The sequence below is a fragment of the Escherichia coli genome (assembly GCF_036503815.1).
GTDB lineage: Bacteria > Pseudomonadota > Gammaproteobacteria > Enterobacterales > Enterobacteriaceae > Escherichia > Escherichia coli_F.
The window spans coordinates 945,796-963,907 of record NZ_AP027764.1; the positions used below are offsets into that span (position 1 = coordinate 945,796).

Sequence of the window (18,112 nt, forward strand, 5' to 3'; positions counted from 1 at the left end):
ATTGACTCCTTTACTGTTAATCTATCTCTTCCGCTGAGGTAATACCAGGCAGAACGTTTTCCTGTCGGTAGCCACCAGGGAGGATAATATTTAATAAAATCGCAGTTAATCCACCAGCACAAATAGGGTTTTCAACTAATACATAAATAGAGGCTGGCAATATTTTAAAAATTTCCGGGTCGTAGGAGACGCCAAGCCCTAAACCTAAAGAAGTGGCGACAATAAGTGTTTCACGGCGCTTTAATCCGTTGGTGATGATGATGCGAATCCCAGCGATGGCAATCATGGAAAACATCAACGTCATTGCGCCTCCCAGAACAGCCGAGGGAATGGTCGTGAAGAAGCCGCCAATCATCGGAAACAAGCCGAGAATAACCAACATGACCGCGATGGTTCGCCCGACATAACGTGAAGCGACACCGGTCATCTGAATAACCCCATTATTTTGCGCAAACGTGGTTAACGGTAATGAACCGACAGCGGAAGCGATAACCGAAACCAGGCCATCTGCCAGTACGCCGCCTTTCAGACGCGACTGATACTCTTCTCCCTGGATGGGGCGGCGGGAAACCATTGCCGTGGCGGTGATATCGCCGACAGCTTCCAGCACGCTAAGCAAATAAATCGTGCCGACCACCAGGAACTGATGGAAGCTGAAACTAAACCCGTATTTGAACGGATGCGGGATGGTGATTAACGGCAAATTGCGCATACTGCTGAAATCCACCATGCCCAGGCATAACGATGCGATATAACCGACACATAGCCCAATGGCAATCCCTCCCATGCGTAGTAACGGACTGCGGCAGCAGTTAAAGCCGATCACCACAATCAAAACCAATAAACCAACGCCGAGATGTTCGTAATTGCCGAACGTACCGCTGCTTTTGGCAGCAAATCCTCCACCAAAATCGATAATGCCGACTTTAATCAGGCTTAAGCCGATCATCAGCACCACAATGCCGCTAACGGTAGGTGTAATAACCCGACGTAAATAGGGCAGGATAAAAGAAGAGCCGACAACCAGAAATGCGCCAACGAAGGAGACGCCGAGAAGCGACGACATGATTAACTCTTCGTGAAAACCATCGCTTTTCATGCTGCTGCCCAGCGCAATCATGACTGTAACAAATGAAAAATTGACTGACTGAATTGAGAGTAGGCCAGAACCGACGATGCCATAGCGGTTTACCTGTAACCAGGTACCAATACCAGAGGCGATCATCGCCATAGAAACAAGATAGGCGGTTGTTTCAGCGGAAAGCTGTAAGGCCGCACCCACGATTAACGCAGGGGTTACCATCGGAACGAAAATTGCCAACAGATGGGTAATGGCACCAACGAGAGCCTGATGAAAGGGAGGGCGATCCTCCAGTTCAAATATAAGGTCAGAACCTGCATGGTTTATATCAGACATCCCTTCACTCCTTTTAAAGTAAATTTGATCATCTGAATCAGTAAAATAAATTCCCACGAATTTGGGGCGCAGGACGCCTTGAGAACGGCTTATCTCATTTTCGCAGTCACTATTTAGTCATCGTTCAAACAGAGAAACAGGCCGCCGAAGCGGCCATTTATTATTTATATTTTTTCCAGCGCGGTGAGTATTTTCTCCGGTGTGAAATGCCATTCGCGTAACCAGATGCCGCAGGCATCGTGAATTGCGGTAGCAATCGCCGGAGCTGCGCCATTTACACCGATTTCTGAGATTGATTTCGCCCCGAATGGGCCGACTTTATCGTCGCTCGGCACCAGCACAGCGCGGAAATCACGCGGAATGTCACCAATTTTCGGTGCGCCGTAACTGCGTAAATCACGCGTTAACGGGTGGCCTTCGGCGTCATAAATGATTTCTTCGCTCATACTGTGCCCGATAGCACGCAGGGTGGCTCCGTAGATTTGTCCCAACGCTAACTCTGGATTGACCGGTGTACCGCAGTCCAGCAAGGCATAGAATTTATCCAGGCGGATTTCACCCGTACGTGTGTTGACGGCAACTTCAGCAAAGTTTGCGCCATACGGGAAGGCGAAATCAGGCGTGATATAACTGGCAGTTCCCACCAGTGAACCAAAACCGGTGCCGGTTTCGCCTTTATGGGCAATATCACCGAAACTAACTTCGCCTTTCTTGCCGCGAACGACACCCGGCGTTGCCAGTTGAACATCCTCCAGGGGTTCCCCCAGCATTTGTGCACCGTGGAACAGGATTTTCTCTCGGAGATTTTCTGCCGCCATACGCGCCGCGTTGCCGGAGAAACATGTACCGGACGAGGCATATGCGCCTTTATCAAACAGCGCATGATCGGTATCACCGGAGATAACATGCACGTCCTGCGGTGGGCAGTGCAGCACTTCTGCTGCCAGTTTCGTCACAACCGTATCCAGACCAGTACCAATATCCGCACCGCCAGAATGAACGATAAAGGTACCGTCCGATTCCAGTTTGATCATGCAGTTAGCCTGATCGATATCCGGGATACCCGATTTCTGCATGATAATGGCGACGCCACGACCGATGTGCCAGTCACCGTTTTGTGGTTTTGGTGAAGACCATTGGATCATCTCGCGACCCTGACGCAGGATCTCTTCCAGTGCGCAGCTGGCGGCGGAAGGAACGGAGGTCGGCGCTTTACCTTCACCGATTGCACCGAGAATTTTCAGCTCTTGCCCTTCGTGTACCCGATTACGTTCGATAATTTCCAGTTGATCGATCTGTAACTGTTCAGCCAGTTCCGCTAATGCCATAGTGATAGCGAAGTTACCTTTCGGTGCGCCATAACCCTGATAAGCACCATTTGGGCAAATGTTGCTGTAGTAGGTGGTGACCTGGAAATCGACGTTATCGCATGGATATAACGGCAGCGACAGCGCCGGTCCGTTACACGGTACGGTGAGTGAGTGGTTGCCGTAAGGGCCTGTGTTGGCGCGGAAATCCATCTTCACAGCCGTCAGGCGACCATCTTTCTTTGCCCCCAGTTTGACGGTGACTTTCGCGACGTGACGAGAGGTGTTAGCAATAAACTCTTCTTCACGGGTGTAGCGGAACAGTACCGGACGCCCGGTCACGCAAGTTGCCCAGGCGCACACTTCTTCCAGCAGGATGTCCTGTTTGGAACCAAAACCACCGCCTACGCGTTCTTTAATGACATGAACTTTATGTTGTTTCATGCCCACGAGGCGCGCGACCTGGCGGCGTAAGTGCCATGGTACCTGGGTGGAGGCGTGGATAACCAGACGATCGCCATCCATACGGGTAAAGCAGATATGAGTTTCAGTCGGGCATTGTTGCGCCTGAGTTGAGTTATAGGTTCGCTCAATGATCACATCGGCATCGGCAAAGCCTTTATCCATATCGCCAATATGACCATGAATACTGGCGGCGATATTTTTACGAGGGCGAGAACCGATAGGGAAGTTGATAATCATATGCTCGCCGCGCTGGGCTGCATGGCTGTTATCGTCTTCCAGAGTGTCTGGCGCACCAGCAACATACACCACCGGTTCATCGTGCACGACAGGCGCATCTTCCGCCATTGCTTCGTCGATCGACATTACAGGTTTAAGCACTTCATATTCAACGTCGATGAGCTTCAGTGCTTCGAGCGCAATTTCTTCACTTTCTGCGACGACCGCAGCAACGCGATCGCCGACGTGACGCATTTTCTTGCCGAACATACGGCGGTCAAGCGGTGACGGTTCCGGTGCGCTCTGACCACCCGGGGTATAGTAGATATCCGGGCAATTCAGGTGAGTAATAACGTGAACGACGCCCGGTAAGGCTTCAGCTTTGCTGACATCCAGATGAGTAATCAGTGCGTGAGCGTGTGGGCTACGTAACATTTTAATGACGCAGGCGTCAGCCGTTACGCGATCTTCAACATAGCAGGGTTTCGCCTGCACCATTTTCGCGGCATCAGTTTTAGGATAATGCTTGCCAATGACTTCAAGGTCGTCACGGAAAGTCGGAGCGATATCAATGGTGGCCTGCGGATTATTTTTACGTGCAACCGCCAGTTCAATGACCTGATAGTATTGTTGCCAGCCTGCATCGCGACTGAACAAACCAGAAAGCGCGTCGTCGATCTCTTCGCGGGTCGGTGCGGCGATACGCTCGAGCAGATCAGTGATAATCAGAGCAGCAGCTGGATCGTTATAACCAGACTGCACCACGCCAACATCAACCATTGCCTGTTGAACCAGACTTAACTCGTTCCATTTTCCCAGAGACTCTGCGGTACGAATATCTGCCTTCTCTAACTGTGCGGCGATAAGCAAGGACGCGTTAACGATATTACCGTTAAAGATAATTGCGTCAGAACCGGCAAACCCGAATCCATCATCGCTGTTGCGTACAGAGTGCATTCCCATGTTAAACAACAGCTTTTGCACGTTTTCGCCTGGATTAACGGTTAGCTCCTGAGGCGCGCCATTTAAAGTAAAGTGGATGATCATACGGCTTCCTCCCCAGCCTGTTGGCAGTCGGCATAAAGGTCGGCTACCAGAACTCCCGTGATATAGCGTTTATAGGCCACGCTGCCCCGCAAATCTTCCTGCGGGAAAATGGCGTTGGCGACAGCCTGTTCAAGGGCATCGCCTTCCAGGTTTTGTTTTTCAACATCGTGCAGACGCAGTGCTTTACTGGCCACGCCATCCAACGCAATTCGCATACCGTCGTGATCGGTTAACGCAACGGCTGCCGTTACTACCGTTAACCCAGCCTGAGAACGGCTAATTTTGCGAGTCGCACAGGTGCGATACGGATCTTTAATGATGATTTCGGTTAGCAGGCGATCGCATGGGCAGGCCAGGTACTCCTCAATTGACAGAGTTTCACCGTTGCCAAAAACCAGTTCGGCATCCAGTGCCAGCAGGACGGGAAGCAGCACCGACTCTTCCTGCCGGGCGGCGATTTCACCACCAATGGTCGACTGATTACGAATATGGCGAGAGTAGACAAAGCCGAGGGCCTCACGCAGTGCTGCAGGAATAAACCGTGCATCACGCAGTGTTTGCAAGCGAGACATCGCGCCAATCCGCAATGCACCGTTATCCCAGTCAACCCAGTCCAGTTCCAGATCCTGTAAGGATATGGCAATCTTTTTATCGGTACGGGTTGGTGTGGCGTTGAGTTTACTGCCTCCGGCGAACCAGACGGCTTCATCCTGGTAGCGGCGCTTCAGTTCCAGCGCCTGTTCGACAGAGTCGGGCCTGAAAAATTGTTCAATCATCTTCTTTCCTTATTTAACCCTCTTCCCTGCGGGAAGAGGGTATTTGTCATTTATGCCAGCGCATCCATCCGACGCCACATACTGGCAGCGGCTTTTCTGGCTTGCGCATAAATGGAATCGCAATCGAAGTTAAACTGACGGTCTTCATAGACCATCATGCCATTGACCATCACGCTATGAACGCTGCCTGAGCCCATACCGAAAGCGATATGCCCGGCGATATTGTCTGCCAGCAGCGGCGTCGGCGAGTTGTAATCGCAAATGGTTAAATCGGCTTTGTAACCGGCTTCCAGAAGGCCAAATTTCGCGCCAAAATTGCGGCTCATCAGTTCGTTGCCGTTAGCCAGTGCTTTGGCAAAACTGTCAGGCCACAGCGGACCACCCGCATCGCGATGTTTAAAGAAGGCAAATTTCATCTCTTCAAACATGTCCGAACCAATTCCGTCCGTTCCCAACGCCAGATTGCGGATGTCGCTAAGGTGATGGTTGTAGCCGACATGGTTGTTCATGTTTGAACGGGCGTTATGCACCAGGAATGCATCACGCTGATTGAGCAACGCGATGTCGTCTTTAGACAGATAAAGCCCATGAGCGACCAGCGTTTTGCTGTCGATGAGATCGAATTGCGCTAATCGTGCCAGCAGATCTTTGCCGTACCAGTGATGACTATGGGAAACATCGTAAAGGTCTTCCGCAGCGTGAATATGTAAACCACGGCCTGTGGCTTTCACGGCTTCACGCAGCATCTCCAGACCGGCATCCGGCACGGTAAACGGCGCGTGAGCACCGATATGTGCTTCCACCAGATACGGCTCGGTTGCTGCTTTCTTCGCCTCATCAATCTGACGGGCGAAGCGGATGTTTTCTTCTACACCTTCCTGTAACTCTTTGATGCCGTTGTTACGGTCAGTGGTTTCAAAACAGGTCATCGCACGCAGGCCAACTTTTAAAAATGCGTTGCGCAATGTGGAGAGCGACCCGCCGATATACGCCGGAGAGGCATGGTGATCGATAACAGATGTACATCCGCTCTTAATCGCTTCCAGGGAACAAATCAGTCCGCTGTAATAGAGCGACTCTTCATCAAGGGCGCGATCGAGCCGCCACCAGAGATTTTTCAGCGTTGAGATGAAATCCGGGCAGGGGGCGATGTTTGCCATAATTCCGCGGGAAAGTCCCGAGTAAAAATGGTTATGCGAGCAGACAATTCCCGGCATCACAATCCGACCATGCATCTCTTTGTAGCTGGCATCGGGGTAGCGTTGCGTCAGAGCATCGCCTATAGCGACAATCACATCATTTTCGATGACGATATCAACGCCTTCCTGCACTTTCGCGGGGTGTAACTGCACTGCAGTGACATTCTTCAGAATCAACATGATTACACCTCCACGCGGCCCAGCAGATAATGATGATGCTGGTGGACATGGCTAATGATGCGGCACATATCGTTCAGCTCCGGTGGTACGTTGTTGAACTGACCTTCGCTGTCGATGTTTAACACCCAGCTTTGGTTATTCAGACGTATGCGTACCTGGCAATCTTCCACAAGGAAGCCTGGGTTGCTGCTGTTATCAAAGTCTTGCGACAGGCTGAATACGGTGATTTTGTCTTTATATGGTTTACCGTTCCACGGGCAGAACTGGGCGCAGTTGCCGCATTCGTTACAGTAAGCGTCGAGGTGCAGCGTCTGGAAACGGTTCTGGAATCCAGGGACCGCAATTGAGACATTGGCGCGGTTAGGGCAGACATCCACACACTTGCTGCAAACGTAGTTACATTCAAGGCAGCGTGCGGCTTCCTGGGCGACAAACGCGTCACGATCGTCGCTATCCACCAGGGTGATAGAGATATCGCCTTTGCGTTGATAGATTTCCGCCGGATTAACGTTGTTCCAATATTTATCGTTCTGGTGGGAACGGATATTTTCCCGACTCAGGATGGCATCGGTCGCCCGACGCGCAGTTCCGACAGCTGCAACGATAGAGGACGGTCCGCGCTGTACGTCGCCGATCATAAAGACGTCAGTCAGACGAGTTTCGCCATTATGGTCGACGTCTGGCCAGCCATTTTTGTCCAGCGGCACGCCCATCGCATTCAGGGCTTCAGTATCCTGCTGTTCGCCAATGGCGGTGATCAGGCTGTCTACATGCAGTGTTACTGTTTCGTTGGTTTCAACCGGACGGCGACGACCTTTCTCATCAGGTTCGCCAAGCGACATAACGCGCAAGGTTAAGGTGCCATCAGCATCGAAACGTTCCGGATTATTCAGGAAACGGAACTCCACGCCGTCGTGCAACGCTTCTTCATACTCTTCGCGCCATGCGGGCATCTCTTGCAGTGAACGACGATAAACGACCGTTGCTTTTTCTACGCCTGGAACGCGTAACGCCGCACGAGCGCAGTCCATTGCGGTGTTACCCGCCCCGACAACGACCACATGCTTGCCCAGCTTGAGCGTAGTGCCTTTGTTGTATTCACGCAGGAAGGGGAGTGATTTCCACACATTTTGGTTGTCGCCCGCCAATTTCACACCGCTATTTTTATCAGTGCCGGTGGCAATCAGAACATAGTGGAAGCCCTGATTTTTTAACTGTTCAACGGTCAGATCGGGTGAGCAGCCATACTCAAATTTCACGCCGTGAGCGGCAACAAAATTGATATCGTGCTGAATTAACTCTGCAGGAATACGGAACTGAGGAATGATATTTTTCACCACGCCGCCCGCATTGGCTTCGCGTTCAAACAGCGTAACCGGATGGCCCGCTCTGGCAAGGAAGTAACCTGCTGCCAGACCCGCCGGACCTGCACCAATCACGGCAACCGGATGGCGTGAACCAGAACCGGCTGGTTTGTGCCAGCGTTGCTTATATTCATCCCAACCTTTTTCCAGCGCGACTTTTTTCAGTTCGCGGATATTCAGCGCACTGTCGTAATCCAGGCGGGTACAGTTGTATTGGCACTGGTGATCGCAAATATGACCGGTAATGGCGGGCAGGGCGTTGCGTTGGTAGATGAGTTCCAGTGCGTCGGCATAGCGGTGTTCGCCAAGCAGACGGATGTATTCCGGAATATCCTGTTTAATGGCGCAAGCAGTAACGCACGGTGCAACGTAGCAGTCGGTCAGCGGCAGGTCTTCTGCCACTTCAATACGCTCTTCTGGCTTCCAGTGTTTCTGAGTGTATTCCATGGTTAACGCGTCTGCTGCCAGTTTGTTCAGTCGTTCGACGTCAACATGGTCAAGCCCCCAGGCGTCGGAGCCTTCCAGCTCGCGCATGCAGGCACTTAAGCGCAGATAGCCGCCAGGTTTCAGCAGGTCGGTTGCCATAGTAATAGGGCGAATACCAGTATCAAAAATATCGCGGATAGTCAGCTGACTGGCACCACCGGAATAAGAAATGGGCAGTTTGCCGTCAAAGGCGCGAGAGAGAACTGCTGCAACATTGATGGAGAGCGGGAACAGCGCACGGCCTGACATATACATCTCTTCACCAGGCAGTGCGCCTTTATTGTTGATGGTGCCGAGAGTGTTAGTCAGTTTTACGCCAAAGCCGAGTGATTTTTCTTTTGCCAGTACCATCAGGCGTTCCAGCATTTCCAGCGCTTGCGTCAGCTTGAGGTCGTGATCAAATGACTCTTCTTTTAAGCCTATGTAACCGAAACCGCAGACATCGAGGATCTCACGAACACGCGCGTACCCCAGTAAGGTCGGGTTGAGTTTCACAAAGGTATTGAGCCCTTTTTCTTCCAGCATGTAGCGGCAAATGGCTTCGATTTCATGCGGAGGACAGCCGTGCATCGTGGAGAGGGTAACGCCCTGCACCATGCTAGTGGGGATGCGAGCGGGTAAGGCCTGCAAGCATTCGCGTTTTTCCTGTAAGCCGTGGCGGGCTAAAAATGCGTCATCCTGGAGTAATTTATTCAGCGTATCGCGATATTGAGCGAATTTCGGATGGTCAGATGCGTCCATCATATTGTCGATGAACTGTTGCATCGGCGGTTGCTTAATACCTTCGAGGTTGTAACCGACGCTCATATTAAAGATGAACGATTTACCGGAATCAGAAGGCTGGAACATCGCTTCGAGAAGGTGCAGGGCAAACCAGGCTTTGAGGTATTCATCCCAGGCTTTAAGCAGGGTAAATTCGGTAGACCATTCGGTGTTAAAGCACTCGTCTTCAGCGTCGATACAGGGCTTTTCCAGTTCCAGGCGGTCAAGAATTTGGACAGTTTTTAGTTCGATGAAGCGTCCGCCAGTCAGCCAGGATGTGACAATATTTTGCGCGAGCTGCGTGTGCGGACCAGCGGCAGGGCCGACGGGAGTGGCACAGGTTTCACCGAAGACGCTAACAGTTTTACCTTTTGCGGGTGAGTAAAACTGTTGCTCGGGAATACCAAAGATTGAGCGTTGTTGTTGGTATTCATCAAATATGCGCGTCAAAAGTTCCTCAAACGGAATGGGACGCATAATATCCCCCATAACCCTCTCCTTAGCTTATACAGATATCATTGAGTGACCGGTGTTGAGAAATCCGGTGGTTTAGGGGGATAGAGCAACAATCGCACCACTCTTGCCAGGTTTGGCGGGAAATATAAAAAAATGTGAGGCGGCTCGAAACTTAAGGGCTTTTTGTGAATGAACTCACAGGTGCCAAATGAGAATTAAAATCACTCCTAAAAATTATTATTACCAGCCCATTTATCACTTTTTCTCTTTTCTCAAAATCAGTGATTCCTTATCATAATGATAAAGAAGGCTGGATGATTTAAATATTTGAACGCAAACGTTTAACTACGTTTTCTAAATTTCAGTATACCTTTTTTGCGCTGTAATAAAGTCGTCCGGAGTATCAATATCTAAAATTATTTCTGCATTTTCTATTTCGACGGAATAATGTTCTCCCATAAGGAGTGCCTGACGCATATTGGTGACATTGGGTCGCTGGGTTGCCTGCATCAGGCATGGCTTTGACACTAAAATCGGATGGCCGGGGATACCTTTATGGAGTGGCAGTATTGCGCCATCATTACGTAACAACCAGATTTTTCTAAAAATATCGATGGTGAGGGTTGGCATGTCACCGTGGGTGAGAAAACAATGTTCGGTTTGCACCGCGGGTACTGCGGCCTTTACTGATGTCAGTAAACCCTGCGCATAATTTGGGTTGTGGATAATAGTGATATTACTCTGGTTCGCATAACGTTCGTGCAGTTCATTACCACGATAGCCGGTGACTAAAATAATTCGGCTACAAAACTGCAACGCATTTTTGATACTTGCATCAAGAATTGTTCCCTGTTGCCAGGGTAACATCATTTTCCATTGCCCCATTCTTGATGATAATCCGGCAGCGGTAATTATACAGTCGATGGCTGACATAGTGGTTCCATTATTTATAGGGGCTAATAACGCCTGATAATTGCGTTACTTCCTGATGGATTAAGTTGGGGATAATTTATCCCAGAGAGGTCATAAAGACTCGTGAAAAGTATAGTTGACCCATCGGCATTATTCATTGATTTAGGCGCGCAGAAACGCCCCACTGTGATTTCTGTTGTTGGGGCTGGGGGGAAAACCAGCTTGCTTTTTTGGCTGGCAGAACTGCTCCAGGCTAGCGGCAGGCGTGTGTTAATCACTACGACGACACATATGTTTATGCCAACGTCTCACTGGCCCGTGGTTTTCTGTCGTGATCCCGCCATGCTTCCTCATGCGTCTCTTACATCCCCCATTTCATTTTGTTTTCACAGCTGGAAAGCGAACCAGGGAAAAGCGCAGGGATTTCCGCCAGAAGCGATTGATGCACTGGTGCAACGACCAGAGTGTGACGTAATTCTCATTGAGGCAGATGGCTCGCGTGGAATGCCGTTAAAAGCGCCTGATGAGCACGAACCTTGCATACCCAAAAGCAGTTGCTGCGTGATTGCTGTGATGGGAGGACATATTTTGGGTGCGAAAGTGAGCACAGAAAATGTCCATCGCTGGTCGCAGTTTGCTGATATTACCGGGTTAACACCTGATGCAACCTTGCAACTGAGCGATCTCGTTGCGCTGGTTCGCCACCCTCAGGGCGCATTTAAAAACGTACCGCAAGGTTGTCGGCGAGTCTGGTTCATTAACCGTTTTTCTCAATGTGAGAATGCGATTGCGCAAAGCGAGCTCCTTCAACCGCTGCAACAACACGACGTAGAGGCAATCTGGCTGGGCGATATACAAGAACATCCTGCAATCGCGCGCAGATTTGTGAATTAGCGGCCCGGGTATTCCGGGTTACTGAAAGGATATCCATTGAGGTTGGTATGAATATTTTCACAGAGGCTGCAAAACTTGAAGAGCAAAATTGTCCGTTTGCGATGGCGCAAATTGTTGATAGCCGAGGCTCGACTCCCCGCCATTCTGCACAAATGTTAGTGCGCGCCGATGGTTCTATCGTCGGTACAATTGGTGGTGGAATGGTTGAGCGGAAGGTGATTGAAGAGTCGCTTCAGGCATTGCAGGAACGTAAGCCGCGATTATTCCATGGACGTATGGCTCGTAACGGTGTGGATGCTGTCGGGTCAGATTGTGGAGGTGCAATGTCCGTGTTTATCAGCGTCCATGGTATGCGTCCTCGTCTGGTGTTGATTGGCGCGGGGCATGTCAACCGGGCGATAGCCCAGAGTGCGGCGCTATTAGGATTTGATATTGCCGTTGCCGATATTTATCGCGAAAGCCTTAATCCTGAATTATTCCCACCATCAACCACGCTTCTCCATGCTGAGTCGTTTGGTGCGGCAGTGGAAGCACTGGATATTCGCCCTGATAATTTTGTCCTGATTGCCACGAATAATCAGGATCGTGAAGCCCTCGACAAACTCATTGAACAGCCCATTGCTTGGCTGGGGTTGCTGGCAAGTCGCCGCAAGGTTCAGCTTTTCCTACGTCAATTGCGTGAGAAAGGCGTGGCTGAAGAACATATTGCCCGTTTACATGCGCCCGTTGGTTACAACATTGGTGCGGAAACGCCGCAGGAGATCGCCATCAGCGTGCTGGCAGAAATATTACAGGTGAAAAATAACGCGCCGGGTGGGCTGATGATGAAACCTTCTCATCCTTCCGGACACCAGCTGGTGGTGATTCGCGGTGCGGGGGATATCGCCAGTGGTGTGGCGCTACGTCTGTATCATGCGGGTTTTAAAGTGATCATGCTGGAAGTGGAAAAACCGACAGTGATTCGTTGTACCGTGGCGTTTGCCCAGGCCGTGTTCGATGGCGAAATGACGGTCGAAGGCGTCACTGCCCGCCTGGCAACCAGCTCTGCGGAAGCGATGAAACTTACCGAACGCGGATTCATCCCTGTGATGGTAGATCCCGCCTGTTCATTGCTTGATGAACTGAAACCGCTTTGCGTGGTGGACGCTATTCTGGCGAAACAGAATTTGGGTACGCGGGCAGATATGGCACCAGTAACAATCGCGCTTGGGCCGGGCTTTACTGCTGGGAAGGATTGCCATGCGGTAATTGAAACAAATCGCGGGCACTGGCTCGGTCAGGTGATTTACTCTGGTTGTGCGCAGGAGAATACCGGTGTTCCCGGCAATATTATGGGGCATACCACCCGACGGGTGATCCGTGCTCCTGCTGCAGGCATTATGCGATCCAACGTGAAATTAGGCGATCTGGTGAAAGAGGGCGATGTGATTGCCTGGATTGGTGAGCATGAAATTAAAGCACCGTTGACGGGGATGGTGCGTGGCTTGTTGAACGACGGACTGGCGGTGGTCGGTGGTTTTAAAATTGGTGATATCGATCCACGTGGTGAAACGGCTGATTTCACCAGCGTTTCTGATAAAGCCCGGGCAATTGGCGGCGGCGTACTTGAGGCGTTAATGATGTTGATGCATCAGGGCGTTAAAGCGACAAAAGAAGTGCTGGAAGTGGCTTAAATGAAAATGGCCGGATGGTATTACCCACCCGGCCTTTAAATTACTGACAAATCACCGTTCCGGTTTTGCCTTCAATCCCTTCTTTCGCTTTGCTCAATACGGTAATCAGTGCTTCGCGTCCAGCGCGAGAGCGAGCAAACGAGGCGGCTGCTTCCACTTTAGGCAGCATAGAACCTTTCGCAAAATGACCTTCTTCGATAAAGCGTTCAGCATCACTTAATGACAGGCGATCGAGCCACTGTTCGTTCTCTTTACCGAAGTTAATGGCCACTTTTTCTACCGCAGTCAGAATGATCAGCATATCGGCATCAATCATTTCTGCTAAACGGGCGCTGGCCCAGTCTTTATCAATAACCGCGCTGGCACCACGCAGATGGTTACCTTCACGAATAACAGGAATACCACCACCGCCAACGGTGATCACTACCTGGCCTGCATCTACCAGAGCTTTAACCGTTTCTTTTTCAATGATATCAACCGGTTTTGGCGAGGCAACAACACGGCGATAGCCGCGACCAGCATCTTCTTTCAGAGTGTAACCCTGTTTTGTCAGTTGCTCTGCTTCCTGCTCGGTAAAGAACGAACCGATCGGCTTGGTCGGGTTGAGGAATGCCGGATCGTTAGCGTCGACTTCGACCTGGGTAACCAGCGTTGCTACAGGTTTATTAATGCCACGAGAAAGCAGTTCTTCTCTTAAGGCGTTTTGTAGATCGTAACCAATATAACCCTGGCTTAAGGCAACACAGACGGACATCGGCAGCATTGGCGAGTGCGCTTCAGTTTTTGCCGCGGCTTCAAAGGCCTGGTTAATCATGCCTACCTGCGGCCCGTTACCATGAGTGACGATGACCTCATGTCCCTGGGCAATTAAATCAACAATTGCCTGAGACGTAATTTTTACCGCTTTCATTTGTCCGGCTAGATCGTCGCCCAGCGCATTCCCGCCCAGGGCGAGAACAATTTTCTTACTCATTTTTCCTCACTCATCATTCTTGATTGTGTATAGATCCCTGGCAGTGGTTAGAGCACGGGAGGGACAAACGGTTTGCGTCGCAGGAAACGACCTCGCCCGGCTTTGCCTGTAAAGGTGCCGTCACAGAAAATCGTTTCACCACGGGATAATGTTCTGACAATCGCGCCCTGACAGGTAAACCCCTCCCAGGGCGAGTAGTCGGCGTTGTCGTGGAGATGGCGGTGTTGAATTTGTTGACTCTGACGTGGGTCGATAATTACCACATCACCATCTGAGCCGGGCGCTAATAATCCTTTTTGTGGCCACAGGCCAAATAGCCTGGCGGGCATCGCACTGGTCAATTCAACAAAACGCTCCGGTGTGATACGTCCCGTCATCACGCCACTGGAGAACAGCAACTGCATGCGGTTTTCCACACCGGGCAAGCCATTTGGGCAGCGGCTGAAATCGCCTTTAGAAATTTGCAGGCGTTGAGCCATCGAGAAGGTGCAGTGATCGGTCGCCACCACGTCAATCGCACCATCGCTGATGCCACACCACAGTTTGTCCTGCTCACGCACGTTACGCAGTGGTGGGCTAAGAATGAACTTCATGCCGTCTTCTGTATCGTAACTGCGTTCGTCCAGCAGGAGATATTGCGGGCAGGTTTCAACCCAGACTGGCTGGTGATTCGCTCGGGCAAGACGCAGATAATCCAGACCTAAGCCGTTAGAGAGGTGGACGATATAGAGCGGGGCGTTACCGGCAATTTGTGCCAGGTTAATCATGCGGGCGATGGCTTCCGCTTCGCATTCCAGAGGGCGACTCAAGGCGTGATAGCGCGGCGCGGTTAACCCTGCGGCAATAAACTCCGCCCGCTTGCTGGCGATAGCCGCGTCATTTTCCGGGTGCACGGTGGTCAGTGCGCCAGACTCATGCAAGCGGCGTAATGCCTGCAACACTTCATCATCGTTGAGTTTATATTGATAGGTTAAATAGAGTTTAAAACTGCTCAGCCCTTCTTCGACCATCATCGGAATTTCGTCGAGGATGGCGTGATTAATGTGCTGGATAACACCGTGAAAGCTGTAGTCAATAACCGCTTTATGGGCGGCATAACCACGATAAACTTCCAGTTGATGGCGTAATCGGCAGCCATTTGGTCCAAATCCCATATGGTCAATAATGGTTGTTGTACCGCCACACGCAGCTGCGCGGGTACCGGTAAAAAAATCATCACAACTGCGCGCGATGCCGACATCAATATTGAAGTGTGTATGGACATCTACGCCGCCAGGGAAAACGTAACAGCCAGTAGCATCAATTTCTTCATAAGGGAGCTGCGGCGAAATATCGGTGCCCAACTGGCGAACAATCCCGCTTTCAATCAGCAAATCCTGTTTGGCTTGTCCATCTGCGTTAACGATAGTGCCGTTTTTGATCAATACGCGCATAGCAAACTCCAAAAACCCTCCGGCGAACCGGAGGGGAATAAGTGAAGAATAATTATTCGGTTGCCAGCCAGCTTAACGGGATTGCAGCGTACATAGCGGCACAGGTCACCAGGTGAGATTTCCAGGTTTTTTCGTTAGGTGCGTGCGCTTCAGGTTCTTTACCAGGGCCAAAACCGATCACCGGAATGCCGTGACGACCCATGATGGAGACGCCGTTAGTTGAGAAGGTCCACTTATCAACAACCGGCGCTTTGCCAAACAGCCCTTCGTAGGCGTTCACCAGGGCTTTAACAGTGAAGTGATCTTCTTCCACTTTCCAGGTCGGGAAGTAGCATTCGGTTGGGTAAACCAGGCCAGTCCAGGAAGGACGGTCGTAGTTGTACATAGAAACAACCGCGTTAGCTTTCTGTACCGCAGGCAGGGCGCGGATTTCGTCCAGCGCGCCTTCCCAGGTTTCGCCCCAGGTCAGACGACGGTCAATTGAAACTGCGCAGCTGTCTGCTACAGCGCAACGGCTTGGAGATGTGAAGAAGATTTCAGAAACGGTGAGGGTGCCTTTGCCGAGGAATTCGTCATAGCCCAGGCGCTGGGAGAGTTCCTGCAATTCGCCAAGAATCGGACCCATTTTGAAAATGGCGTTATCACCGCGTTCTGGCGCAGAGCCGTGGCAGCTAACGCCCTGAACATCAATGCGAATTTCCATACGACCGCGTTGACCACGATATACCTGGCAGTCGGTTGGTTCGGTACTGACCACAAATTCCGGGCGAATGCCAGATTGTTCAATAATGTACTGCCAGCACAGACCGTCGCAGTCTTCTTCCTGCACAGTGCCGGTGACCAGCAGGGTGTATTCATCTTCCAGACCGAGGTCTTTAATGATTTTACCGGCATAAACCATAGATGCCATGCCGCCTTCCTGGTCGGAAGTACCACGGCCGCCGATCAGCTCATCAGTTTCCATGCCTTCGTACGGATCGAAGTCCCAGTTTTTGATGTTGCCAATGCCGACGGTGTCGATATGCGCGTCCATCGCCACCAGACGCGGGCCGTGACCGATATAACCGAGCACGTTGCCCATCGGGTCGATTTCAACTTTATCGAAGCCGACTTTTTCCATCTCTTCTTTAATACGATGTACTACGCGTTTTTCATCGCAGCTTTCACTGGGAATAGCAACCATATCGCGCAGAAAGCGAGTCATGTCTGCCTGGTAATCTTTTGCTTTTTCAAGAATCAGTTTGAATGGAATATTCTTAGCCATTATTTTTCTCCAGATTTTTTACTCCCCGTTTGGCGGGGAGCAGTTCCAATAGGGTGATTAAGGTGCTACAGAGTGTTTGCCTTCCCAGACAACTTCGCGGTAGTGCTTCACGTCGGTGTCGCCTTCAGTGCTGATAACCAGCACCACTGCATCTTTGTTCAGCGCCAGTTTTTCCATCAGGCTTTGACGTTGCGGGTGATAATGAACCGCCGCGAGAACGCCTAAACCGACAGCGCCGGATTCACCGGAGATGATGCGCGGGTCGTTGCCGTACGGATTACCCAGCACGCGCATACCTAATGCGGCAACGCTGTCCTGGCAGGAGATGAATTGGGTGGCGCAGTTACGTAGGATTTCCCAGCCCAGTGGGTTAGGTTCGCCGCAAGCCAGGCCCGCCATGATAGTGGCCATATCGCCGCCAACGTTGACGATGTCGCCTTTGACACCAGAACGATAGATACAGTCAGCTTTGTCAGGTTCAACAATAATGCTGTGCAGATTTTGCGGGCTGTAGACGTCGACCAGATAACCCAGTACGCCGCCGGCCATCGCGCCGACACCGGCTTGCAGCAGAACGTGAGTTGGGGTTACGCCCATTTCACGCATTTGCTCGACGGCTTCATCTGCCAGAGTGGCATAGCCCTGCATGATCCAGGTTGGGATTTTGGTGTAGCCTTCCCAGGCGGTATCTTGCACCACTTCCCAGCCGTGTTGCTGCGCGTGTTGCATGGTCAGACGAACGGTATCGTCATAGTTCATATCAGTGACGATGCACTCGGCTCCGAGGTTCAGAATGGCGTCAACGCGTTCCTGAGCGGAACCTTTCGGCATGTAAATTACCGCGTTCTGACCGAGTTGCTGTGCTGCCCAGGCAACACCGCGCCCGTGGTTGCCGTCGGTCGTTGTAGCAAATGTCATTTTTTCGCCGATGGCACTTTTCAGATGCTCGAATGACAGTGTTTCGATATCAAGATGATATTTTTCGCACAACAACTGAGCGATGGCATATGCGCCGCCGAGCATTTTGAATGCGTTCAGACCGAATCGTTTTGATTCGTCCTTAACGAGAATTTTTTTTACCCCAAAAAGGTTTGCGAGATCGTCCAGCGCGCAAAGTGGTGTTGGGCGATAGCCAGCAATTTTCTGGTGGAACTGGCGCGCCAGTTTTGCCTGGCTTTGCGAAAAGAGCGGTGATGTTTCGCCGTTGAAAAATTTGTTATCGGCGATATCAATCTTCAATGAGAAAACGGACATATCCTATCCTTTTGGCCTCTGGAAATAGAGAGCC

General features: G+C 51.1%; 12 protein-coding genes. 2 read left to right on the forward strand and 10 right to left on the reverse strand.

Annotation, left to right across the window (positions count from 1 at the left end; all coding sequences use genetic code 11):
* Nucleotides 1-16: 16 nt before the first annotated feature.
* From xanQ to mocA, 6 genes are all read right to left on the reverse strand, one after another.
* Nucleotides 17-1,417 carry a xanthine/proton symporter XanQ gene (gene xanQ, locus AABJ99_RS04575; RefSeq protein ID WP_039020574.1) on the reverse strand — a complete coding sequence of 467 codons (1,401 nt, stop codon included), beginning with the start codon at nt 1,415-1,417 and terminating at the stop codon, nt 17-19.
* A gap of 164 nt (nt 1,418-1,581) precedes the next feature.
* Nucleotides 1,582-4,452 (reverse strand): molybdopterin-dependent oxidoreductase Mo/Fe-S-binding subunit, encoded by a 2,871-nt coding sequence (gene xdhD / locus AABJ99_RS04580; protein ID WP_039020573.1) that lies wholly within the window; start codon nt 4,450-4,452, stop codon nt 1,582-1,584.
* Nucleotides 4,449-5,228, reverse strand: coding sequence for a molybdopterin-dependent oxidoreductase FAD-binding subunit (gene ygfM / locus AABJ99_RS04585; protein WP_000572477.1), 780 nt, complete (start codon nt 5,226-5,228; stop codon nt 4,449-4,451). The genes xdhD and ygfM overlap by 4 nt, the downstream gene beginning before the upstream one ends.
* A 50-nt stretch (nt 5,229-5,278) precedes the next feature.
* Complete coding sequence (gene ssnA, locus AABJ99_RS04590) at nt 5,279-6,607, reverse strand: putative aminohydrolase SsnA (protein ID WP_039020572.1); 1,329 nt, start codon at nt 6,605-6,607, stop codon at nt 5,279-5,281.
* A 2-nt stretch (nt 6,608-6,609) separates the two neighbouring features.
* On the reverse strand, nt 6,610-9,708 hold the full coding sequence (gene ygfK / locus AABJ99_RS04595; RefSeq protein ID WP_039020571.1) for a putative selenate reductase subunit YgfK: 3,099 nt from the start codon (nt 9,706-9,708) through the stop codon (nt 6,610-6,612).
* 321 nt (nt 9,709-10,029) lie between these two features.
* Nucleotides 10,030-10,608, reverse strand: coding sequence for a molybdenum cofactor cytidylyltransferase (gene mocA, locus AABJ99_RS04600; protein ID WP_001272838.1), 579 nt, complete (start codon nt 10,606-10,608; stop codon nt 10,030-10,032).
* 102 nt (nt 10,609-10,710) lie between these two features.
* Here mocA and yqeC point away from each other — a divergent pair, with 102 nt between their 5' ends.
* The gene (yqeC, locus tag AABJ99_RS04605) at nt 10,711-11,481 is read left to right on the forward strand and encodes a selenium cofactor biosynthesis protein YqeC (RefSeq protein ID WP_039020570.1); all 771 of its coding nucleotides are present in this window, start codon (nt 10,711-10,713) and stop codon (nt 11,479-11,481) included.
* Nucleotides 11,482-11,528: 47 nt separating this feature from the next.
* A complete protein-coding gene (gene yqeB, locus AABJ99_RS04610; RefSeq protein ID WP_001020405.1) occupies nt 11,529-13,154 on the forward strand; it encodes a selenium-dependent molybdenum cofactor biosynthesis protein YqeB in 1,626 nt (541 codons plus the stop codon).
* A 40-nt stretch (nt 13,155-13,194) separates the two neighbouring features.
* Here yqeB and arcC read toward each other — a convergent pair whose 3' ends face one another.
* The 4 genes from arcC to dpaL are packed head-to-tail and all read right to left on the reverse strand — an operon-like array spanning nt 13,195 to nt 18,078.
* The gene (gene arcC / locus AABJ99_RS04615; protein ID WP_000037992.1) at nt 13,195-14,127 is read right to left on the reverse strand and encodes a carbamate kinase; all 933 of its coding nucleotides are present in this window, start codon (nt 14,125-14,127) and stop codon (nt 13,195-13,197) included.
* Nucleotides 14,128-14,174: 47 nt separating this feature from the next.
* Nucleotides 14,175-15,560, reverse strand: coding sequence for a D-phenylhydantoinase (gene hyuA, locus AABJ99_RS04620; RefSeq protein ID WP_001352961.1), 1,386 nt, complete (start codon nt 15,558-15,560; stop codon nt 14,175-14,177).
* Nucleotides 15,561-15,612: 52 nt separating this feature from the next.
* Complete coding sequence (gene ygeY, locus AABJ99_RS04625) at nt 15,613-16,824, reverse strand: YgeY family selenium metabolism-linked hydrolase (protein WP_001107125.1); 1,212 nt, start codon at nt 16,822-16,824, stop codon at nt 15,613-15,615.
* A gap of 57 nt (nt 16,825-16,881) precedes the next feature.
* Entirely contained in the window at nt 16,882-18,078 is a 1,197-nt protein-coding gene (gene dpaL / locus AABJ99_RS04630) for a diaminopropionate ammonia-lyase (protein ID WP_000110502.1), read from the reverse strand.
* Nucleotides 18,079-18,112: the final 34 nt, after the last annotated feature.